This is a genomic window from Paraburkholderia sp. BR14374 (genome assembly GCF_040948685.1).
In the GTDB taxonomy this organism is placed as follows: domain Bacteria; phylum Pseudomonadota; class Gammaproteobacteria; order Burkholderiales; family Burkholderiaceae; genus Paraburkholderia; species Paraburkholderia youngii.
The window spans coordinates 160,409-181,279 of record NZ_JBFPKF010000015.1; the positions used below are offsets into that span (position 1 = coordinate 160,409).

Sequence of the window (20,871 nt, forward strand, 5' to 3'; positions counted from 1 at the left end):
TGATCGACGGGGTCCGGATCGCACCTGTTCGCGAACCTCTGCGACCGGGTATTTTTGCCAGCCGACGAAGATTCATAACGCAGAATATGTTACTGCGCGAAGATTGCAAGGATGATCCGGCATCGTATTGCGCGGGCTGGAAAACCGCATGTTGTATTCAGGCCGCGATCCGATGTTCGTAGAACGGCCGGTCCCGATCGTCGAGAATCGCGTACAGCGCTGCCAGATCGTGCGGATCGGGATTCAACCACGCGTCGATATGCTCGGGCTTGATCGGAATGATGCAGCGATCATGGCCGGCGGCGGCAACCTCGGGTGGCGGATCATCGGTGATGGCCGCGAAGGACAATAGATCGGGCTCGCCTTTGCCGCTCCAGCGTGACCATAAGCATGCGACCAGCATGTCGTGGGGCGGGTTGGGGCTGAACTCCAGCCGGACATTTTCATCTTTGTCGCCGGGCGCCAGTTCACGGCCTTCCATCCGCGCGCGCGATACGTTCTCATAGAACGAACTGGCCAGCACGAGTCCATGCGAGTAGCCGAATAGCGTTTTCCAGAAACCTTCGAGACTGTCCCGACGAGCGTTGTACGTGCCCGGATAGCGGGTGTCGTGCGATGCGGGCTTGCCGGCGAGGCGGCACTGATAGCGCATCGGCTTGACGACGCGCTGGCCGTTTTCCATCACCAGTACCGGCGCGTAGTAGCCTGGAAAGATGCGCGAGTCGGCTGCTTTGGGATCGACGCGGCGGAGGTCGTCGAGCCGTTCGAGCGTGCGGTCGATCTTGTCTTTGGCGATCCGTTGGCTCTCGGTCGCCGCCTTGGTGACTTTGGTCTGCAAGGAGCGCTCGGCATCGGCGAAGCGGGTGCGCTGTTTGAACAGTTCCTGTTCGAGCTTCACGGTCTGCTGCGACCGGAAGCGTTCGATTAGCGCCCAGACTTCCCGTTGCGCGTCGGACTGCGGTTCCGAGAAGGCGTCTTCCATCGCTTTGGGAATCTTCGCCTGATTGTCTTGCGCGCGTTCGAAGAAAAGCCGCGCGAATTCCTCGATGCTCATCTGCGCGCCGAACATGCGAACGTAGCGCCGGTAGTCCGCCACGATCTGAGCCGAATAGCACATGGATGCCCTCCGTTTGCTGTTCCGATGATACGCATTCGCGCGCTCGCGTCAGCAGAAGTTTCTGCTCGTCGTTTGCAACTTGCCCAGCAGATGGGACATATCGACGAGCCTCTGCGCGACGAGGTGCCGTACTTCTCCCTGACACTGCCACGTGCCGTACACGGCGAGCAGCGTGGCGCCTAACGCTTCCTTGCGCTGTTTTTCGAGCAGGCCCGGCCAGATGATCACGTTGACGTTGCCCGTCTCGTCTTCGAGCGTGACGAATACGACGCCCTTGGCCGTGCCAGGTCGCTGACGCACCGTCACGAGTCCGCAGGCGCGCGCGAGGCGGCCGTCGCGATAGGTCCGCAGCGTCGCGGCCGGCATCAGCCGGTTCGCGAGCAATTGCGGCCTGAGCAGTTCCAGCGGATGGCGGTTCAGCGTCAGGCCGAGCGAGCGGTAGTCGGCGACGATGTCGTGCGCTTCGCTCGGTGCGCCCAGTTCGGGCGTTTCGTCCTGAGTCGCCGCGGCCGCGAGCATGTCCTTGTCCGGCACCGCGGCGACCGACTGCCACAGCGCTTCGCGGCGGTTTCCCGCGAGCGCTGCCAACGCATTCGCATCCGCGAGCGCATGCAGGTCTTTGCGGTCGAGCTGCGCGCGGCGCGCGAGATCGTTGACGCTCGCGAACGGACGAACCGCGCGCGCGTTCTCGATCCGTTCGGCGGCGCCGTCCTTCATGCCGCGCAGCAGCGAAAGACCGAGCCGCACGGCGGGGCGGGGCGCGCCCGCACGCGGTTCGAGCGAGGAGTCCCAGCCGCTCACCGTCACATCGACCGGCAACACCGTGACGCCGTGCCGCTGCGCATCCTGCACCAGTTGCGACGGCGAATAGAAGCCCATCGGCTGGCTGTTCAGCATCGCGGCGAGAAAGGCCTCGGGTTCGTGACACTTGAGCCAGCTGCTCGCATAGACGAGCAGCGCGAAACTGGCCGCGTGACTTTCGGGGAAGCCATATTCACCGAAGCCCTTGATCTGCTCGAAGATCGCCTCGGCGAAGGCCTCATCGTAGCCGCGCTCCTGCATGCCGAGCACGATGCGGTCATAGTATTTTTCGAGTCCGCCCTTGCGTTTCCACGCGGCCATCGCGCGCCGCAGCTGGTCGGCTTCGCCGGCGGTGAAGCCGGCCGCGAGAATCGCCACCTGCATCACCTGCTCCTGGAAGATCGGCACGCCGAGCGTGCGGCCCAGCGCGGTCTTCAACGCGTCGCTCGGATAGGTGACGGGCTCGAAGCCCTGGCGGCGCTGCAGGTACGGATGCACGGCGCCGCCCTGAATCGGACCCGGCCGCACGATCGCGACTTCGATCACGAGGTCGTAGAACGTCTGTGGCCGCATGCGCGGCAGCATGCTCATCTGCGCGCGCGATTCGATCTGGAACACGCCGACCGTATCGGCGGCTGAAATCATCGCGTAGGTCGCGGGATCTTCAGACGGAATGTCCTGCATTTCGAAACGTTCGCCGCGCTGTTCCGAAACGAGGTCGAGCGTGCGCCGGATCGCGGACAGCATGCCGAGCGCGAGCACGTCGACCTTCAGCAAGCCCAATGATTCGAGATCGTCCTTGTCCCACTCGATCACCGAGCGGTCGGCCATCGCCGCGTTTTCCACCGGCACGAGCCGCGTGAGCTTGCCGCGGCTGATCACGAAGCCGCCCGAATGCTGCGACAGATGGCGCGGAAAGTTCAGCAGCTGCGCGGCGAGCTTCGCCCAGGCCTGAATCAGCGGCTTGTCCGGATCGAGGCCGGATTCCGCGAAGCGCGCGAGCAGATCTTGGCGGCCATCGAACCAGTGATGCGACTTCGCGACCGCATCGACGATCTGCGGATCGACGCCGAGCGCCTTGCCGGTTTCCCGCAGCGCGCCACGCGGACGATAGGTCGACACCGCCGCCGCGATCGCGGCCCGGTCGCGGCCGTACTTGCGATAGATGTACTGGATCACTTCTTCGCGCCGCTGGTGCTCGAAGTCGACGTCGATATCGGGCGGCTCGCCGCGCTCCTTGCTGATGAAGCGCTCGAACAGCATGTTGCCGCGCGCCGGGTCCACTTCGGTCACGCCGAGGCAGTAGCAGACCGCCGAGTTCGCGGCCGAGCCGCGCCCCTGACACAGAATGTGCTGGCTGCGCGCGAAGCGGACGATGTCGTAGACGGTCAGGAAATACGGCTCGTACTGCAGGTCCGCGATCAGTTCGAGTTCGTGCTCGATCTGCTGCTGCACGTGATGCGGAATCCCCGCCGGAAAACGCCGCTGCGCGCCGATATAGGTCTCCTGGCGAAGATACGAGGCCGGCGTATGGCCGGCCGGCACCAGCTCGTCGGGATACTCGTAGCGCAGCTCATCGAGCGAAAACGTGCAGCGGCTCATGATGTCGACCGTCGCGGCCAGCGCGTCTTCCGGGTACAGGTTGGCGAGGCGCAACCGCGAGCGCAGATGCTGCTCGGCGTTCGGCGCGAGATCATAGCCGCACTCATGGACCGGCTTGCCGACCCGGATCGCGGTCATCGTGTCTTGCAGCGGCTTGCGCGAGCGCACGTGCATCACGACTTCGCCGAGCGCGACGACGGGCACGTCGCGGCTCTTCGCGACGAATTCGACCGCGCCGCGATGCATGTCGTCCATCGCGCGCTGATGCAGCACGAGACCGACCCATGCGCGGCCGGTGAAGGTTTCGTCGAGCCATTCGACCTGCGCGTCGAGCGCGTCTTCGCTGGCCGGGAAATCCGGCACCAGAATCGCGAGGCAGTCGGGCATGCCGAGCAGGTGGCGATATTCCTTCTCCGGCCGCGACAGATCCTGCGGCGTGAGCCGGTATTCGCCCTTGGGCGCGCGCATGCGCGCGAGCGTGATCAGCTCGGACAGATTGCCGTAGCCGTTGCGGTTGCGGGCGAGCAGGATCAGGCCGAAGGCCGGCGAACCATCGGCATTGACGAGCCGGAAATACGAACCGACGATGAACGGCAGCTTCGCTTCCTTCGCCGCGACATGCGCGCGCACGACTCCCGCGAGCGAGCATTCGTCGGTGATCGCGAGCGCGGAGTAGCCGAGTTGCGCGGCACGCTCGGCCAGTTCCTCAGCGTGCGACGCACCGCGCAGAAACGTGAAGTTGGAAAAGCAGAACAGCTCGGCATACGCCGGCAGCATCGTGAAGGTGGTGTCCATGGCCGTTCATCCGCGCATATCAGCCGCGCCTGTCAGCCGAACAGGCCATGAAGGAACCAGCGTTGCTCTTCTTCCGCGTCGCGGCTGCTCACGCGTTCGCGGTAGATCCAGTAGCAGCTCTGGTCGTCCGCCTGCGCGACGAAGTAATCGCGCGTGACGAGCTCGCCGTCGAACCAGCCGCTCTCGATACGCTCGCCCGGCGACACCATGCGCAACGGCGAGCCATAGAACGGACGGTGCTGGCGCATCAACAGACGCACGGGCGTGTCGAGCATCCACGTCGGGCGCGGCAGATTCTGCGGCAGCGGTCCGGGCTTGACCGGCTGCGACACCGGCAGCCAGCGGTTCGCGATCTCCGGGCGATGATCGGCACTCGGCGCGGGTTTCAGCACGTTCTCTTCGCCGAGCCGCGCGACCAGCAGTTCGAGCAGCCGCTCGTGGTCTTCCTGCGAGCCGCCCGGTTCGGGAAACAGCGTCGCGGACGCGGGCGCGGCCGACTCGACGTTCGATGCGTCGAGCCGCAACGCAATCACGGGCGCGGCGAGCTCGATGCGATGCAGCCGTTCCTTCAGCAGCCGCATCAGATGTTCTTCGCGCCAGGTCGGCTCGCCGAGCGCGATGTCGATCGTGGTCGGCTCGATCGCATTGCGTCCGCGCTCGTGTTCGAGCGACAGGCGAATGCCGCTGACCGCAAGCTGCTTCGCGCACAGCCATCCGCACAGTTGCACGACGAGCCGCTGTGCGCCGAACACCGCGCCATCCGCGTGTTCGAGCCGGTCCGGCATCTCGATGCGCGCCGAGAACGTGGGCGGCAGTTCGAGCCAGTCGAACAGTTCGGGCGCGGTCCCGAACGCGCGGTCGAGCGAGTCGAGCAGATGTTCGCCGCAGCGGCGCTGCAAGCCGGCGCGGGGCAGGCGGCGCAGATCGGCGATGCGCTCGCAGCCGAGGCCCGTGAACCAGTCGGCGAACGGGCGGACTTCGGGCACGGCGAGCATCGGCAGCGCTGAGAGGCGCTGTTCGAGCGAGGCGAGCTTCAGCACGCGGCGGTTGCCGAACTTCGCGAGCAGCCACGCGCCCTGGCCGGTCGGCGCGGCACTGATGCGCGCGGTGAAGCCGAGCGCCTCGAGGATGGCCTTGGCGTCGCGGCACAGCGCGAGCAGGCCGCCGAAGAGCCGCAGACTCGCGCCGATCTCGACGATCACCGTCGCCTCATCGAGCAGCGCGACTTCGGGCGAGAAGCGCATCAGCGCGATCCCCACCTCGCGATGAGCCGCCGCCTCGCGGCCGCTGTCGCGCTCGTACATCTCGGTTTCCGGCGACAGCGTCAGCACGCCGCCGCGCTTCATGCCCGCACGCACGCCCGCCGAGCGCGCGGCGGGATCGGCCATGACCACCTTGTCTTTCTCCAGCACCGCGCAGCCATGCGCGGGCTCAGGCGACCACTTCGGTCTGAAGACCTCGAGCGGCAACTTTGGCAGATGAACGGCGAGAAAGACGCGCATGTCGGGAAAGCAGAACGGGGGTGGGTTGAAGGGGAATCGACAGGGGCTCTGCGCGAGCGGGCCCTCGTCGTTTCACGATGTCGATGGTGAGACCCTCGGCCGATGGCCTGAGCGCGAGCCGCAGCAGCGCGGGCGACGCGTCCTGCGCGGTGGCGAGCGGCCGCACCATGATGAACAGCGTCTCCGACGACTGCGCGGCCAGATGCAGGCGGCGCAGCGACGACGCCTGCGCGTATTGCGCCCAGAAGATCAGCGCGCCGCAACTGCCGGCGCGCAGGATTTGCTCGGCGGACCACAGCGCGTCGGCGGTTTTCGGCGCGTTGATGCGCAGCACCTGCTGCAGCGACAGGCCGATGTAGTTGAGCCCGAGGCCGTCCGGCGTGTGCGGCGGCTGCACGAAGGCGACCGGACGCTCGCCGACGGCGCTGAGCGCCGGCTGCAACAGCCGCAGTTCGCCGACGCCGGCCTGCTGCACCAGCAGATCGACCAGCGCGCCGAGCGGCCAGCCGCCGCCGGGCAATTCCGCCGACAGGGCCGGATAGCCGGTATCAACGCTGCGGCCGCGGCCAGCGCCAAGCTGGGACGCCCGCCACAAGGACGGGTGAATGGCTTCCGGTGCTGGCAGGGCGGTTGTCATTTGCGAAAATACCTGTATGGATATACAGTATCCTACATCGTTTTTAAGATATGGCGAATAGGCACTTTTTTCGGGAGCGGATGAATGGACATGCGAGTGCGCAAGCCGGCCGGGCATCCGATGCCCGAGATCGCGGCGTTCGTGGCCGAACTGAAGGCGGCGTTCGGCGAGCCGGGCATCGATGAAGCGATTCGCCGCGGCAAGGCGGGCGAGCCGAGCTTTCATGCGCGGGAAAACGGCCGCTCGGTGGGAACGGCGCGGCCGGCCGAGGCTAACGTCTGGCGTGTGGATCGCGCGGTGCGCGACCGCCACTACTGCGAGGGTTGCGACGGCTCGTGCGTTGGCAGCGCGAAGTCGTGCCGTCCATAATTGCAGCGGCCCTCAACCTCGGAGAACCCCATGCTGCGCACGTACCTCGGAAGCTGCCATTGCCAATTCGTGAAGTTCGAGGCTCGCATCGATTTCGACAAGGGCACGTCGAAATGCAATTGCAGTTATTGCAGCAGGCTGCGATTCTGGCACGTGCAGGTTCGCCGCGAGGACTTTCGTCTGCTTTCGGACGAAGCCGCGCTCAGCGAATATCAGGGGAAAAATGCGGTCGCGCATCATCCGTTCTGCCGGCGCTGCGGGGTCCATGTATTCGATCGGATCGATATGCCGAACGGCACGGGGTATCCGTATATCAACGTCAATATCATGTGCATCGATGAACTCGATCTCGATGCGGCGTTGAGTGCGCCCGTGATCTATCGGGATGGGTTGCACAATGACTGGGGCAATCCCCCCGAGCAAACGCAGCATCTTTGATCGCTGCGCCTCCTGAATAATGCAAAATAATCGGTTTCCAAGATGCGGAGACCGGTCGTGGGCGTCAACTTCGACTTGAACGACTTGCAGGCGTTTCGCGCGGTGGTGGAACTGGGCAGCTTCCGCAAGGCCGCCGAGGCGGTGAGCATTTCCCAACCGGCCTTGAGTCGTCGGATCGACAAGCTCGAGGAAGCGCTCGGCGTGCGTCTCTTCGAGCGAACCACGCGTAGCGTCACACTCACAACTGTCGGCCGCGTGTTCGCCCCGAGCGCGGAACAACTGCTGGATGACCTTGACGTCGCACTGCTCGGCATTCGCGATGTTTCATCGAGCCGCCTGGGTCATGTGACTATCGCGTGCGTGCCATCGGTGGCGTACTACTTTCTGCCGAGCGTCATCGCGAGCTACCATCGCCGCTTTCCACGCATCCGGGTCAAGCTTCTGGATGCGAGCGCCAACGAGGTGCTTGGCGCCGTCATCAGCGGCGAGGCTGATTTCGGCGTGAGCTTCATGGGCAGTCAAGAGTCCGAGATCGAGTTCAAAGTCCTGCTGCAAGAGCGGTTTGTTGCTGCTTGCCGCCGCGATCATCCCCTCGCACGCAAGAAGCGCGTGACCTGGACCGAGCTTTACGAGCACGATTACGTCTCGGTCGACAAGACTTCCGGCAACCGTCTGTTGCTCGACCAGGCGCTCTCGAGCGTCGCGCCACGTGCGCCGAGCGTCTGCGAGACGCGACACGTGACGACCATGCTCGGGTTGATCGAAGCGGGGCTCGGCGTCGCCGCCGTGCCGTCGATGGCCATGCCCGGACATGACCACCCCATCCTCACGAGCGTGCCGCTCGTCGAACCGGTGGTGAGACGACGCGTGGGAATCGTAAGACGGCGCGGACGGCCGCTCACACCGGCCGCCCAGGAGTTTCATCGGACGATCATCGAGATGAAGCGCGCCGGAGCCGCAAGCGGTGATGCCGTGGGCAATAACGTAACGGCGACAGTCAAGACAGGAAGGAAGACCGCATCGTGAGGTTGGCAAGACCGCTTCGACCGCTCTATGTGCAAGTCCTGCTGGCCATGGTGCTCGGCATGATCCTCGGCCATTTCTGGCCGGCAGCGGGCGCGCAGCTCAAGCCGCTCAGCGACGCGTTTCTCGGGCTCGTGCGAATGATGGTCGCGCCGATCGTCTTCTGCACGATCGTCTCGGGCATTACGTCGCTCGCCAGCGGGAAGGCCATCGGACGCACGATCATCCGGGCGCTGGCGCTTTTTTATTGCCTGACGGCCGTCGCGCTCGTGTTCGGACTCGGCATCGCGTTCGTGCTGCGACCTGGCGCGGGCATGCACATCGACGTACATCATCTCGATTCGAGCATCCTCGCGCAATATACGAAGCACGCGCAGGCGGGCGGACTTGTGGCGTTCGGATTGAGCGTGATCCCGGAGACGATGCTCGGGGCCTTCGAGAAGGGCGAGGTGCTGCCGGTGCTGCTGCTCTCGCTGCTGTTCGGCTTCTCTCTGAATTCATATCCGCAGGCCGGCCGGCCCGTGCTGGCGCTCATCGACGGCGTCGCCCAGATCCTGTTTCGCGTCCTCGCGATGATCATGCGGCTCGCTCCGCTCGGAGCGTTCGGCGCGATGGCGTTCACGGTGGGCCGCTTCGGCATCCGCTCGGTCGGCTCGCTCGGCATGCTGATGGTGTCGTTCTACGTCGCATGCGTGATGTTCGTTGCGCTGGTGCTCGCGCCGCTCGCGCGGCTGCACGGTTTCGCGCTTTGGCGACTCCTGCGCTACATGCGCGAGGAATTGCTCATCGTTCTCGCGACATCGTCGACGGAGCCGGTGCTGCCGCGTTTGATCGGGAAGCTGGAGGCGCTCGGTTGCGACAAGGGCGTCGTCGGGCTCGTGCTGCCCGCGGGCTATTCGTTCAATCTGGACGGCACTGCGATCTATCTGACGCTCGCCTCGATGTTCATCGCTCAGGCGTGCGATGTGCCGCTATCCGCGTCTCAGACCGCGACGATGCTCGCCGTCATGCTGCTCACTTCCAAGGGCGCGGCCGGCGTGTCCGGCAGCGGGCTGGTCGCGCTCGTCGCTACGCTCACGGTGATTCCGGACTTGCCGGTTGCCGGGGCGGCGCTGCTGGTGGGCATCGACCGCTTCATGTCCGAGGCGCGCGCGCTGACGAGTGTCATCAGCAACGCGTGCGCAGTGATCTTCGTTTCGATGTGGGAAGGCGCGTGCGATCGAGCACGTCTCGCACAGATGCTCAGGGCGACCGAGCCAGTCCGCCCGGACGTCGCGAATGATCCCGCGACAGACGCCTTGCGGTGACGGGAATGCTGGCTGAGACAAGCCTTTCCGTGGTTCTGCCTCAATGCGCCAGGACGGAATCGAGCCCGGTCGATTTCACTTCCGCTTGTACATCGGGTGAAGCAAGATAGTCGAGAAGCGCTTTCGCTTCCTTCGGATGCCGCGCACCGACGGGAATGCCGGCGGCGAAACGCGTGACGGACTGCAGAGACTCGGGAATCTTGCCGACGAACGTGGCGCCCTGGACGGGCAGCAATTCGCTCACCTGCTGGAAGCCGATTTCGTAGTCCCCGTTTGCCACCACCGACGCCACCGGAATCCGCGGGATCATCTTCGCCTTCGACCTGACCTGATCCTCGATGCCCAGCTTCTTGAACAGATCTCGCTCTATATAAACGCCGCTCGCGCTGTCCGAGTAGGCGATCGACTTCGCCTGCAACAGGGTCTGCCTGAGGCCCTCGGGGGAGCTGATGTCGGGCTTCACCGCCCCTTCGCGCACGACCATGCCGATGCGCGAATCGGCCAGCTCTACCCGCGATCCGGGGATGACCTTGCCTTGCTTGATCAGTTCGTCGAGTGCGTAGCCGACCATGATGACGGCGTCCGCGGGCTCGCCGCGCTCGAGCCTGTTGGGGATCGCTTCGGGCGATTTGCCCATCGAGGGCCCGAGCGAGGTGTCGAGCGTGTTGCCAGTCTGGGACGCGAACCTCGGGCCGAGCACCTTGTACGCGGCGGTGAAGCCGCCGGAGCTCATGACGTGCAGGTCGGCGGCCTGCACGTTCGCCGCAGCGGCCGAGCCCGCGACGAGCGCCGCGGCGCAAAGTTTCAGAAGCAGATTTTTCATGGTCATGGTCGTGTGCGGTTGCGATGGATGCGGGGCAAGCGCATCAGTGCGCCGGCGTCAGCGTGACTGCGCGGCGGCGATAGAGCGCGAACGTCGCCAAAAGCGCGCACGCTGCGGCGAGGCTCATCCAGTATCCGGGCGCGGCCTTGTCGCCAGTCATATGAATGAGCGCCGTCGAGATCGCGGGCGTGAAGCCTCCGAACACGGCCGTCGCGAGGCTGTAGGCGAGCGAGAACCCGGCAACGCGCACCTGCACCGGCATCACTTCCGTGAGCGCGACGACCATCGCGCCGTTATAGATGCCGTACATGAACGAGAGCCAAAGGAGGACGAGCAGCATGTTGACGAAGCTCGGCGCGTGAGCGAGCAGCGACAGTGCCGGGTAGGCGGTCGCGATGGCGAGCACCGTCATGGCGACGAGGAGCGGCCGGCGGCCGAGCTTGTCGGAGAGCGCCCCGCCGATCGGCAGCCACACGAAGTTCGATACGCCGACACACAGCGTCACGAGCAGGCTGTCGGCGGTGCTCAGGTGCAGGACCGTCTTGCCGAAGGTCGGCGCGTAGACCGTGATGAGGTAAAAGCTCGTGGTGGTCATCGCCACCAGCATCATGCCTGCGACGACGACGGCCCAGTTCTGGACCAGCGTGCCGAATACTTCCTTCATGGTCGGACGATGCTGGCGCGCCTTGAACTCCTGCGTTTCCTCCAGATTGCGGCGCAGCATGAAGATGAACGGCACGATCATGCAGCCCACGAAGAACGGCACGCGCCAACCCCACGCTGCGATGGCCGATGCGCTCAGCCACTGATTGAGCCCGAAGCCGAGGCCCGCGGCGACGACGATCGCCACCTGTTGGCTCGCGGACTGCCAGCTCGTGAAAAACCCTTTGCGGCCGGGCGTGGCCATCTCGGCAAGATACACCGACACGCCGCCCAGCTCCGCGCCCGCCGAGAAGCCCTGCAGCAGCCGGCCGAGCAGCACGAGCGCGGGCGCCAGAAGTCCGATCGTCGCGTAGCCCGGTACGAACGCGATCAGGATCGTGCCGCTCGCCATGATGGAAAGCGTGACGATGAGGCCCTTGCGGCGGCCGACGTCGTCGATGTAGGCGCCGAGCACGATCGCGCCCAGCGGGCGCATCAGGAAGCCGGCGCCGAACACGGCGAACGTCATCATCAACGAGGCGAACTCGCTGTGGGCGGGAAAGAAAACGTTGGCGATCTGCGTGGCGTAGAAGCCGAACAGGAAGAAGTCGAACTGCTCCAGGAAATTCCCGGCCGTTACACGGAAAACCGTGGCGGCCTTCGAACGTCCGCTGGAAAGGTTAGACGAGGGGTGCATCGAGGTGTCTCCTGAGATCTTGAAAAGACGCGGTGGTCCGGCCGATTGTGGTTTTGGAAATATTGGCCTGGAGGCGGCAAAACGATAAGTGCAACTTTCGGAACGATTGATGTTCTGTCGTTATCAATCGCGGCGGCTTTGCATGCGACCAGTGCTGCGCTTCGTTCGCAGCAGGTGCGAGCGAAACCCGCATCATCGAGCGCGTTCTTGTGGCAGCGGGAATCAACGGCGACGTGTGTCGTGCAAAAGATGCGTTGGTGCGCGGCGCCGCGAACGTGACTCGAGCTCGCAGTCGGATGCGCTGATAGGAACGGCGTCACGCGCTTATAGGTTCTTCTTCTAATGCGCTGTTCTTTTGAACCGTTTTCTCGGGCTTCTGGTGACACATGGTTGCGCAAGAAGATCAGGAGTAGAAGTGCGATTTTTGGAAGCATTGATGCATGGGCGTTATCAATGCCAGTCCAACTAGCCGAATCAAGCCAATTCGGTTTCCCTGCAATTGCGCCGGTCAGGGGGCTCTTCGCGGATGGTGGGGCATGTCCGGCAGGTGGGCGTCCAGTCGATGGCGTTCCGATGTGAACTGAGCGAACTCGGGGTTGAATCTGGACGGATCATCGAGCGTGCCGGCGTAGAGCGTCACGATGTCCGGCGCGTGATGCGGCGTACCGAATAGCAGGCTGCCGCAATGAGGGCAGAAGTTGCGCGTCGTCGGCATTCCGCTGCCGCCGATCTTCGTATAAGGCCTGATTTCACCTTCGAACGAAAAGCTGGCGGCTCTCACCACGACGACCGGCAAACCCGCGGAACCGGAAGCGCGCTGACAATCGCGGCAATGGCAGATGAGTTGCGCGAGTGAATCACCGTGAGCTTTGTATTGCACCGCGCCGCACAGGCAGCGCCCCGTCCAGGGAGTTGACATCGATCTGCTCCGGTTCAAATGTTCTCGCTGTTTGCTCGGGAGACTATGAATACATGCGGCGGACAGTAGCTTAGCAGAGCTCCAACGTCGTTCAGCGATCGCATCGAATCTGCGAGCGAAGCGTCGGCAGATCCGTCGCGCGTGCGCCGTTTCGCGGCGCACCCGCGGACCAGCGCTCAAGCTCGGGGCGCATAGACGTTGCACCAGCCTTCAGCGGTAACGAATTTGCCGGGGAACATCGGGCACGGTCCGGCGGCCTCACCCGCTGCGCCGGTATAGAAACGACAGTTCGCGCAGGTCTGGCCCGCGTGGTACTTGGGGAACTTCGCGGCGTCGACGCTGCTCGCTTTCGCACGATAGCCGAGCGAGCCGGCCGTGGCGTCGTTTTCATCGACGGGCGGCGGCGCGGCGAGCGCGAGGTCGGCGCTGGCGAGCGCGGCGCACAGGCCCGCGGCCTGGAGAATGAAGTGTCTGCGATTGTGGGAGACCATGATGATGTCCTGAGAAAAGAAATGGCTCGGCCATGCCGCATTCCATTCGATCGAAGCGGCATGGCGTTGCAATGCAGTCCGATGCAACGTGTCAGTGGCGCGGTCCGGCGTTCAACGGCGTGGTAGAGGATTGCGCGGCCTGCGCGGTCAGCTTCGCGTTGCCGGTGTCGTAGCCATTCGTATAGAGCAGGAAAGCCATCAGATCGGCGTACTCCTCATCGCTCATCTTGCCGGGATGATCCGCGGGCATGTTGGTCGACATGTACTGATAGATGCCGCCGATCGTCAGATGCGAGTTCGCCGCTGGCGCGAAAGCCGGTCCGATCAACGAGGGCGCCGTGTTGCCTTCGAGCTTTTCGCCGTGGCATTTCGCGCACGAATCGGCATATAGATGTTCGCCGTGGGCGACCTGATCGTGATCGAACGATGGTGCCTCGGTCGTCGCCGCAACCTTGATGAAGCCGCCGGCGGCCGGCATGCCGCTCACGCGCCATACATTCGCACGCGGCGACGGCTGCGTCGGGCCGTCGAGATAGCGTGCGGGACTGCGTACGAGGCTCGCGCGAGTGGTCGCCGAAACGGTCGCGATCGTGGCTGGTAACGCCCAGTTGCGCGTCAGCGCCGCGAGCCGGCCATCGCTGCGCAAGCGCGCGAGCGCGCCGTCGATGCGCTTTTGCAACTGCTGCGTGCCGGGTCCCGACGCGAACACGAGATTCCAGTCGGCATAGGGCGATTCGGCGACGGCGACGTCGAAGTGCTGCTGCGGGTGCGCACGCCGATACGCCACCACGGCCGGGTACCAGACGATCGCGCGCTGGGCGCGTCTTTTCGCGACGGCGTCGACGGTCAGCCTGGAGGTGGTTTCCAGATCGAAGCGCGCGTTCTTCTGCTCGACCGCGATCAGTTGCGACGGGCTCGACCAGGTGGCCGCAATCGTGATCTTGCCGTCCGGTGCCGCGACGCTGGTGTTGGCCGCATGGTCGCCGCGCAGCGCAATGCTGACATAGCCGGAGTGAAGATAGCCTTGGGAAAAGAGTAGCTGGGAGTCGGAGCCGTCGGCCACGCTCGAACGCGGGAAGCCCGCGATCACATCGCAGTCGCGCTGCAGCGATTTCGACAGCTCGCGAGCGGAGATGCCGTCGTCGTCGCCGTTGTCGTCGATGCCGCGCGACGCGAAGGTCCCGGCGATGCCCGCGGTGCTCAACACCGCGCGTGCGACGGACTTGTCCAGCTCGGCCGAAGGGCTGCCGGGCATCGTGCATACGCGGACGCTGGATGGCGTCTGCGCCGCCGCATGGACGGCAACCTGCGCGGCGCCGGCGACGAGGGCGCTGGCGAGGGCAACCTGAGTGAGTCGAATGTTCATGATGGTGCTTTCCTGTGATGGCGGGAACACCGCGCCCGCGTGAACTGCGTGCGGGCGCGGCGAGACGCAGCTGCGAGAGTCGGAGGTGCGGAACGATGCGGGTGCGGTGGCTGCGTTCAGCTGCGATCGAGCGCGAACACATACAGCGTGCCGCCGCGCGGAACGTCCTTCGCGACGTCGGCCATCGGGCCGCCCCAGATCGGATTCGCACCGCCGTAGCCCGCGAGCACGGCCACGTATTCCTTGCCGTCGACTTCGAACACGGAAGGTTGCGCGACGATGCCGCTCGCGAGTTGCGGGCTCTCCCAAAGCACCTTTCCCGTCGTCACGTCGAACGCGTACAGATGGCCGTCGAGCGAGCCGCTGAAGGCGAGCCCGCTCGCGGTCGTGGCGACGCCGCCGTTCCACGGCATTTTGGTCCAGTGACCCCACAGCTTCTTGCCGGTATTGACGTCGATGGCCTGAAGCTCGCCATAGCCTTGGCTGCCCGGTTCGGGCTGAATCTCGAAGCCTTCGCCGAGGTAGGGCAGGCCCTCCATGTAGCTGACCGACTTGCCGGACAGGCTCATGCACGCATGCAGCGATGGCACCACCGCGATGTGCCGCTCCGGATCGTAGGAGGTCGACCACCAGTTCTTGCCGCCGAGAAAGCTTGGGCAGGTGTTGATCGTCGTGCCGGCCTTCGGAAACCGGCTGGCGTCCTGAACCGGTTTGCCGTCGGCGGTGTAGCCGGTCACCGATAGCGCCTTGACGAACGGCTCCGCGTAGATCAGCTTGCCGGTCTTGCGATCGATCGCGTGGAAGAAGCCGTTGCGGTCGGCATGGATGATCGCGTCATACGGCTTGCCCTTGTAGCTGATGTTGGCAAGCACCGGCGTGTTGACGCCGTCGTAGTCCCACGTGTCGTTGTTCGTGTACTGGTAGTGCCACTTCAGCTCGCCGTTTTTCGGGTTCAGCGCGAGCAGTGAATCGGAGTACAGGTTGTCGCCCGGACGCAGCGCGGCGAGCCACGGCCCCGGATTGCCGACGCCCCAGTACAGCGTCTGCGTGGCCGCGTCGTAAGTGCCGGTCAGCCACGCCGCGCCGCCGCCATGTTCCTGCATGCCGTCGGGCCATGTGTCGCTACCTTTCTCACCGGCACTAGGGATCGTGTAGCGCTTCCAGATGATCGAGCCGTCGTCGGGATTGAGCGCGGCGATATAGCCGCGAATCCCATACTCGCCGCCCGACGTGCCGACGACGATCGCGCCATCGAGCGCGAGCGGTGCAAGCGAGAACGCGTAGCCGAGACCCGGCTCGAACATCTGTTTCTTCCACACGAGGTTGCCGCTCTGCGCGTCGATCGCGGCCACCTCGCCGCTCAGCATCGCCACGTAGACGTTCTTGCCATACAGCGCGACGCCGCGATTCACGACATCGCAACAGGCGGTCTTGAACGATTCCGCGCCGAGCTTCGGCTCGTATTTCCACAGCTGCGTGCCGGTTTTGACATCGAACGCATAGACGTTGTCCTTTGGCGTACTGACGAAAAGGTATCCGCCGTTGACGATCGGAGTTGCTTCGAATCCCTGCTTGAGTTCCGCGGGGAAGCGATAGCTCCAGGCCTGCTTGAGACCGGCGACGTTCGATGCATCGATCTGCTTCAGAGGGGAATGCGACTGGCCGCTATAGCTGCGGTAATAGGTGAGCCAACCCCGGTCGCTTTGCGCTTGAGCGAGGCGCTCATAGGTCACGGCGGGATAGTCCGGGGCGGCGCCCACCGGAGCCACGTTCAGTGCCATCGCGATCGCGATGCTCGCTCCAAGGACAGCCAGCCGGCCAGCGGCGGGCGAACGGTTCTTCATGGTCGTCTCCTGAGTGTTTGTCGATGCAGTGCCGGGAGAGGCGTCGCCTCTTCGTTCCGTGTCGATCCGGATGCGATGCGGTTACCGCAAGTCGCATGCCATTTTTGTGAGCGAGTCCGAAAGGTCGGCGCGCCTGAACGTGCGGCGGCATGTATCGCTTGCGTGGCGTTCCATCTGTTGCGTCCCGGTACAACGCCGGGCGATGGAGTGTTGAGAAACAGCACAATTGCGGCGCTCGCGCACATCGCTGCCGGGCTTTCACGTCTGAGCTATCTCGACACAGGCGACCCGCAGATCGCCGCGCTCATTGCGAAGGGCAAAAGAGTGATCGGCAAGGACATTCCGATCCTGATCAATGGCGAGACCGGCACGGGCAAGGAACTGCTCGCGCAGGCGATCCACAACGATTCGCCGCGTCACGCCGGGCCGTTCGTCGCGGTCAACTGTGCTTCGATTCCCGAGACGCTGATCGAATCCGAACTGTTCGGCTACGAGGAAGGCGCATTCACCGGAGCGCGGCGCAAAGGCGCAATCGGCAAGCTGCTGCAAGCGAACGGCGGCACGCTGTTTCTCGATGAAATCGGCGACATGCCGTATTCGCTGCAAGTGCGGCTGCTGCGCGTGCTGCAGGAACGCGTCGTCAACCCGCTCGGCTCGACGCGCAGCATTGCGGTGGACGTCGCGATCATCTGCGCGACGCATCGGGACCTGCGCGTGATGATCGCGCAAAACCGCTTCCGCGAGGATCTCTACTACCGGCTCAATGGCCTTGTGGTGCGTCTGCCGCGTCTGCGCAAGCGGACCGATCTCGCGGTCGTGATCCAGAAGATGTTGCTGCGCGAATCGCTCGCGAGCGCGAACGGCCAGCCGCTTCACGTCGCGCCCGACGTGATGGCGATGTTCGAGCGCTGTCCGTGGCCGGGCAACTTCAGGCAGCTCGGCAATCTGCTGCGCACTGCGGCGGCCATGGTCGACGCGGACGGCGAGATCCGGCGCGAGCATTTGCCCGATGACTTCTTCGATGACCTGCGCTGTGGCGTTGCGTCGAGCGGCGCGGCGGATACGCGAGGCGCGGGCAGTGCGTGCGTGCCGGAGTGCGAGCGCCTTCAGGACGTGACCGTGTCGGCGATTGCCGCGGCGCTCGCGCGGCATGGCGGCAACGTTTCGGCGGCCGCGCGCGAGCTCGGCGTGTCGCGCAACATGATCTACCGGAAGATGCCCGCGGTCGAGCCGGGACGTACCGTGGACGGCTTTTGAGCCCATCGCGCCGTTTTCATCGGCGCTTCTGTTTCGCTCACGTGCTGTCACGCCGCTGTTGCATCGCGCAGCAGCGGTGCTCCAAAAATCAACATCGTCCATCTCCCGAATGCCCGCGCCTCGCATTACGACATCGGCATGTCCTTTGCTTTGAAGGGAGCGGCCGCGCATCGAGTGCGGTTTTTCATCCAATCGCAAACAAGGAGACATGCCATGCAATGGATTACCCCGTCGTATGCCGAAGTGCGTTTCGGCTTTGAAATCACGATGTATATCGCCAATCGCTGAGCGGGCTGCGGCGTGCCGCCCGCGCTGCACGTAGGGCGCCGCGGGCGGCGAAGGCAACGAACGACCATGAACACACTGGGATCGCAATGAACACGCGTGACTCGGATAGCGGCGTGCCGCTGCGCCCCCGCCTGCGAAGCGTCTTCCGCCTGCAGTGGGAAGCGGCGCAGGACGCCTACGTGCTGCTCTATGCCGAAGGGATGGTGAAGCTCAACGCTAGCGCCGGCGCGATCCTCGCGCGTTGCGACGGAGAACACGAGCTCGACGACATCATCGGCGAACTCGAACGGCTTTTCGGCACGTCCGAGCTTGCGCCCGACGTCTACCGTTTTCTCGATCACGCGCGGCTGCGCGGCTGGCTGGATTGACCAGCCCCAGGACTCTATGCGCGCTGCCCGCTCTCAAGAAAGCCGCCACGCCCGCCGGGTCCCGGCGAGCCGTCGGCGCTCACGCAGTTGCGAAACGGATCTGTTTGCATAAGCGATCCGCATAGCTGCGTGGCATCTTTCCCATGCGAGCTCGCGTAGCTCACCCTCGATAGAAAGCGATGGCGTCGCGCTTGCACGACAACGATTTCGCATTCGTTGTCCGTGTGACCGTTCATGTCTGTGACACGCGCAAACGATAAATTTCGCGGGTCGAATGGCAGGACCGCTCAGGATTTGTTTGCCACAGCATGAAGCCGATGCAATGTGCCGCAATGGACTGGAGTCAATGAGAACATCGCCATCCAGAATCGCCATCGCCGTCTCCGCTGCAACGTTGTCGCTCGCCACCGGGGCGAATGCACAACAGACTCAAACCGCGGCCGCTCAACAGACTGAACCACCGGTCACTCTGGGACCCATCGTTGTCAATGCGACGAGACCAGCGGCCGCTCCCGATAACGTGGACGACCCCGAACAGATCGTGAGCGTTAGCAAGACCGGCACGCCGCTCGGCGACCTGCCGATGAGCGTGGAGGTCGTTCCGCGCGGAATTCTCGACGAACAAGGCGCCATGTCGTTGCAGGACGCGATCCGCAAAGGCAACGTGTCCGGAGTGAACTACGGCGGTACCGATTCGAAGGGCTTCACCGACCACTTCATGATCCGTGGCCTGCAGGCGCAGACCTATGACGACGGCTTTTCGGACGGCGACCAGGTCAATGGCCCAATGCATTCGCTGCTGGGCGTCGAGCGCATCGAGGTGCTCAAAGGTCCGGGCTCGGCGCTGCTAGGCAGCGGCCCGCCGGGCGGCTCCATCAACCTGATCCACTACACGCCGTCCGCACAGTTCCACTGGGGCGGCGATATCCAGGCCGGCTCTTTCGGTACGGTCAACGCGAGTGGCTACGTCACCGGTCCAACCGGCATCGACGGACTGAACTATCGTGTCGACGCCAGCGCCGGCCGCTCGGACGGCTACCGCGGCCTGGCATCCTGGAATAGGGAAATCCGGCCCGATCTGCAGTGGAAAATCGGCGACCACAAGGTCGAATTCTCGATCGACGCGCAACAGTACATGGCAACGCCCGACTCATACGGGATCATCTACTACAAGGGTGCGCCGATTCGCAATGTCCCGTTCAACGCCAAATATTCGACGCCATTCGCGAACGCGCACGGAAACTACATTCGTGCCACGCTGACGGACGAGTGGCGCATCAGCGACTTCCTGACGATCAATAATCGCCTGTCCTACATGCACCACACGCTGGACTTCTACAGCAACGGCGACAGCACGCACGCGAAGGTCAAGGGCAACGCATTCGTCGGCCGCCAGTTGCGCGATCAGGACGATTCGCTCAACACGTTCGACTACCAGTTGGAACCAGTGTGGAAATTCTCGACCGGCAGCGTCCACCATACGCTGCTGACCGGCTTCGAATACCTGAACCAGGATCTCAACAGCGCGAAGACCACAGCAGACCTTCCGGACATAAGCAACATCTTCGCGCCGGTGCCGCTGGAAACATCCATCGCAAGCCTGCACTTCCAGTGCGCGCCCTCTCACTCGTGCCAGAACGATCATGTGCGGGCGAATTTCTACAGCCTTTACGCGACCGATCAGGTGGACGTGACGGATAGATTCAAGATTCGCGCAGGCGTGCGCAAGGACTGGTTCGGTACGTCGCTGACCTTGAACCCGGTCCCCGGCGAGCCGAATCGTACGGCCAACGACGGCATCACGCTGGTTCCTGGCAACACGTACACGCGCAACGATGCCCCGACCAGTTGGAGCGCCGGGATGTTGTACAAGCTGACGCCGTGGATGACGCCGTACTTCGGCGTATCGCGCAGCTATCTCGCGAATTTCAACTCGGAAAACACGGCTTTTTCCATCGGCCCACCGGAATCAGCGCTGCAATACGAACTGGGCATAAAGTGGTCGTTCGACGACGGGCGCTACGTGCTCAACACCGTGCTGTTCGACGTCAAGCGGGAACACGTGGCGACCCCGTTCGGTGAGGAACAACTCGCGTTCGATTCGCAGCGCACGCGCGGCGGCGAGGCTTCGTTCGACGCGGATCTCACGTCGAACTGGCACGTGTACGCGAACTTTACCGGACAGCAGGCGCACATCACTTATAGTCCGGACACCCCGGGTGCGGTAGGAACCGCCCCGCAGGGCGTGCCGGCCTTTATGGCGAACCTGTGGACGACATACCGCTTCAGCCTCTTCGGCAGGGCAGGTTTTCATGCGGGTGCGGGCATCGACTACATGAGCCGGATGACGAACGGCTTTGCCAACGGCTACGACTGGGCACCGGCCTCCGTGATCGCGAACCTGCAGTTCGGTTACGCGGAGCGTCACTGGGGAGCCGATCTGAACATCGACAACGTCACCAACCAGCGCTACTTCATCGCCACCAACGTGGTCGGTGCCTACCCCGGCTCGCCGTTAGCCGCGTACGTTCGCCTGCACGCGGACTTTTGATCGGGCACGGCAGCGGGCGGCTGTCCATCTGGAC

General features: G+C 64.2%; 17 protein-coding genes and 1 pseudogene. 8 read left to right on the plus strand and 10 right to left on the minus strand.

Annotated elements, in window-relative coordinates; translation table 11 throughout:
- Positions 1-157: 157 nt before the first annotated feature.
- From AB3X86_RS28060 to imuA, 4 genes are read right to left on the minus strand one after another with little or no spacing between them, the layout of a single operon-like run.
- Positions 158-1,117: an SOS response-associated peptidase family protein gene (locus AB3X86_RS28060; protein ID WP_368598528.1), complete on the minus strand. Its 960-nt coding sequence runs from the start codon at positions 1,115-1,117 to the stop codon at positions 158-160.
- Between the two features lie 48 nt (positions 1,118-1,165).
- On the minus strand, positions 1,166-4,315 hold the full coding sequence (locus AB3X86_RS28065) for an error-prone DNA polymerase (protein WP_368598529.1): 3,150 nt from the start codon (positions 4,313-4,315) through the stop codon (positions 1,166-1,168).
- A 32-nt stretch (positions 4,316-4,347) separates the two neighbouring features.
- Complete coding sequence (locus AB3X86_RS28070; protein WP_368598530.1) at positions 4,348-5,817, minus strand: DNA polymerase Y family protein; 1,470 nt, start codon at positions 5,815-5,817, stop codon at positions 4,348-4,350.
- Complete coding sequence (gene imuA / locus AB3X86_RS28075; RefSeq protein WP_026228047.1) at positions 5,747-6,454, minus strand: translesion DNA synthesis-associated protein ImuA; 708 nt, start codon at positions 6,452-6,454, stop codon at positions 5,747-5,749. Before imuA ends, AB3X86_RS28070 begins: the two co-directional genes overlap by 71 nt.
- 84 nt (positions 6,455-6,538) lie before the next feature.
- Between imuA and AB3X86_RS28080 the strand changes: the two genes are divergently transcribed.
- Genes AB3X86_RS28080 through dctA form a run of 4 tightly spaced genes read left to right on the plus strand, consistent with a single transcriptional unit; the run spans position 6,539 to position 9,591 of the window.
- Positions 6,539-6,823, plus strand: a complete 285-nt coding sequence (locus AB3X86_RS28080; RefSeq protein ID WP_176108854.1) for a hypothetical protein — start codon at positions 6,539-6,541, stop codon at positions 6,821-6,823.
- A 30-nt stretch (positions 6,824-6,853) separates the two neighbouring features.
- The gene (locus AB3X86_RS28085) at positions 6,854-7,261 is read left to right on the plus strand and encodes a GFA family protein (protein ID WP_368598531.1); all 408 of its coding nucleotides are present in this window, start codon (positions 6,854-6,856) and stop codon (positions 7,259-7,261) included.
- A gap of 57 nt (positions 7,262-7,318) precedes the next feature.
- The gene (locus AB3X86_RS28090; RefSeq protein WP_176119987.1) at positions 7,319-8,287 is read left to right on the plus strand and encodes a LysR family transcriptional regulator; all 969 of its coding nucleotides are present in this window, start codon (positions 7,319-7,321) and stop codon (positions 8,285-8,287) included.
- Complete coding sequence (gene dctA, locus AB3X86_RS28095; protein WP_368598532.1) at positions 8,284-9,591, plus strand: C4-dicarboxylate transporter DctA; 1,308 nt, start codon at positions 8,284-8,286, stop codon at positions 9,589-9,591. The genes AB3X86_RS28090 and dctA overlap by 4 nt, the downstream gene beginning before the upstream one ends.
- Positions 9,592-9,631: 40 nt before the next feature.
- On the opposite strand, the gene AB3X86_RS28100 is transcribed toward dctA, so the two are convergent.
- The 6 genes from AB3X86_RS28100 to AB3X86_RS28125 all read right to left on the minus strand — a co-directional run bounded on the left by AB3X86_RS28100 (position 9,632) and on the right by AB3X86_RS28125 (position 16,373).
- Complete coding sequence (locus tag AB3X86_RS28100; RefSeq protein ID WP_368598533.1) at positions 9,632-10,414, minus strand: substrate-binding domain-containing protein; 783 nt, start codon at positions 10,412-10,414, stop codon at positions 9,632-9,634.
- A 43-nt stretch (positions 10,415-10,457) separates the two neighbouring features.
- The gene (locus AB3X86_RS28105) at positions 10,458-11,753 is read right to left on the minus strand and encodes an MFS transporter (RefSeq protein ID WP_368598534.1); all 1,296 of its coding nucleotides are present in this window, start codon (positions 11,751-11,753) and stop codon (positions 10,458-10,460) included.
- Between the two features lie 508 nt (positions 11,754-12,261).
- The gene (locus AB3X86_RS28110) at positions 12,262-12,672 is read right to left on the minus strand and encodes a GFA family protein (RefSeq protein ID WP_368590792.1); all 411 of its coding nucleotides are present in this window, start codon (positions 12,670-12,672) and stop codon (positions 12,262-12,264) included.
- 176 nt (positions 12,673-12,848) lie between these two features.
- Complete coding sequence (locus AB3X86_RS28115; RefSeq protein ID WP_368598535.1) at positions 12,849-13,163, minus strand: high-potential iron-sulfur protein; 315 nt, start codon at positions 13,161-13,163, stop codon at positions 12,849-12,851.
- Between the two features lie 91 nt (positions 13,164-13,254).
- Positions 13,255-14,529, minus strand: a complete 1,275-nt coding sequence (locus AB3X86_RS28120; RefSeq protein ID WP_368598536.1) for a c-type cytochrome — start codon at positions 14,527-14,529, stop codon at positions 13,255-13,257.
- A 116-nt stretch (positions 14,530-14,645) separates the two neighbouring features.
- A complete protein-coding gene (locus AB3X86_RS28125; protein WP_368598537.1) occupies positions 14,646-16,373 on the minus strand; it encodes a methanol/ethanol family PQQ-dependent dehydrogenase in 1,728 nt (575 codons plus the stop codon).
- A gap of 246 nt (positions 16,374-16,619) precedes the next feature.
- Here AB3X86_RS28125 and AB3X86_RS28130 point away from each other — a divergent pair.
- From AB3X86_RS28130 to AB3X86_RS28145, 4 genes and pseudogenes are all read left to right on the plus strand, one after another.
- Positions 16,620-17,630, plus strand: a pseudogene (locus AB3X86_RS28130) (sigma-54-dependent Fis family transcriptional regulator); the annotation flags it as partial.
- A gap of 138 nt (positions 17,631-17,768) precedes the next feature.
- On the plus strand, positions 17,769-17,918 hold the full coding sequence (pqqA, locus tag AB3X86_RS28135) for a pyrroloquinoline quinone precursor peptide PqqA (RefSeq protein ID WP_217710596.1): 150 nt from the start codon (positions 17,769-17,771) through the stop codon (positions 17,916-17,918).
- A gap of 86 nt (positions 17,919-18,004) precedes the next feature.
- The gene (pqqD, locus tag AB3X86_RS28140) at positions 18,005-18,286 is read left to right on the plus strand and encodes a pyrroloquinoline quinone biosynthesis peptide chaperone PqqD (RefSeq protein WP_176365808.1); all 282 of its coding nucleotides are present in this window, start codon (positions 18,005-18,007) and stop codon (positions 18,284-18,286) included.
- Positions 18,287-18,806: 520 nt separating this feature from the next.
- Positions 18,807-20,837: a TonB-dependent receptor gene (locus tag AB3X86_RS28145; RefSeq protein WP_368598538.1), complete on the plus strand. Its 2,031-nt coding sequence runs from the start codon at positions 18,807-18,809 to the stop codon at positions 20,835-20,837.
- Positions 20,838-20,871 lie beyond the last annotated feature (34 nt).

Bases quoted from the DNA above. Each gene is read 5' to 3' on its own strand.
- AB3X86_RS28115 (WP_368598535.1), bottom strand. From the start codon at position 13,163: ATGGTCTCCCACAATCGCAGACACTTCATTCTCCAGGCCGCGGGCCTG.
- AB3X86_RS28125 (WP_368598537.1), bottom strand. From the start codon at position 16,373: ATGAAGAACCGTTCGCCCGCCGCTGGCCGGCTGGCTGTCCTTGGAGCG.
- AB3X86_RS28105 (WP_368598534.1), bottom strand. From the start codon at position 11,753: ATGCACCCCTCGTCTAACCTTTCCAGCGGACGTTCGAAGGCCGCCACG.
- AB3X86_RS28070 (WP_368598530.1), bottom strand. From the start codon at position 5,817: ATGCGCGTCTTTCTCGCCGTTCATCTGCCAAAGTTGCCGCTCGAGGTC.
- AB3X86_RS28100 (WP_368598533.1), bottom strand. From the start codon at position 10,414: ATGAAAAATCTGCTTCTGAAACTTTGCGCCGCGGCGCTCGTCGCGGGC.
- AB3X86_RS28080 (WP_176108854.1), top strand. From the start codon at position 6,539: ATGGACATGCGAGTGCGCAAGCCGGCCGGGCATCCGATGCCCGAGATC.
- pqqD (WP_176365808.1), top strand. From the start codon at position 18,005: ATGAACACGCGTGACTCGGATAGCGGCGTGCCGCTGCGCCCCCGCCTG.
- AB3X86_RS28120 (WP_368598536.1), bottom strand. From the start codon at position 14,529: ATGAACATTCGACTCACTCAGGTTGCCCTCGCCAGCGCCCTCGTCGCC.
- AB3X86_RS28065 (WP_368598529.1), bottom strand. From the start codon at position 4,315: ATGGACACCACCTTCACGATGCTGCCGGCGTATGCCGAGCTGTTCTGC.
- imuA (WP_026228047.1), bottom strand. From the start codon at position 6,454: ATGACAACCGCCCTGCCAGCACCGGAAGCCATTCACCCGTCCTTGTGG.
- AB3X86_RS28085 (WP_368598531.1), top strand. From the start codon at position 6,854: ATGCTGCGCACGTACCTCGGAAGCTGCCATTGCCAATTCGTGAAGTTC.
- AB3X86_RS28110 (WP_368590792.1), bottom strand. From the start codon at position 12,672: ATGTCAACTCCCTGGACGGGGCGCTGCCTGTGCGGCGCGGTGCAATAC.
- pqqA (WP_217710596.1), top strand. From the start codon at position 17,769: ATGTCCTTTGCTTTGAAGGGAGCGGCCGCGCATCGAGTGCGGTTTTTC.
- AB3X86_RS28060 (WP_368598528.1), bottom strand. From the start codon at position 1,117: ATGTGCTATTCGGCTCAGATCGTGGCGGACTACCGGCGCTACGTTCGC.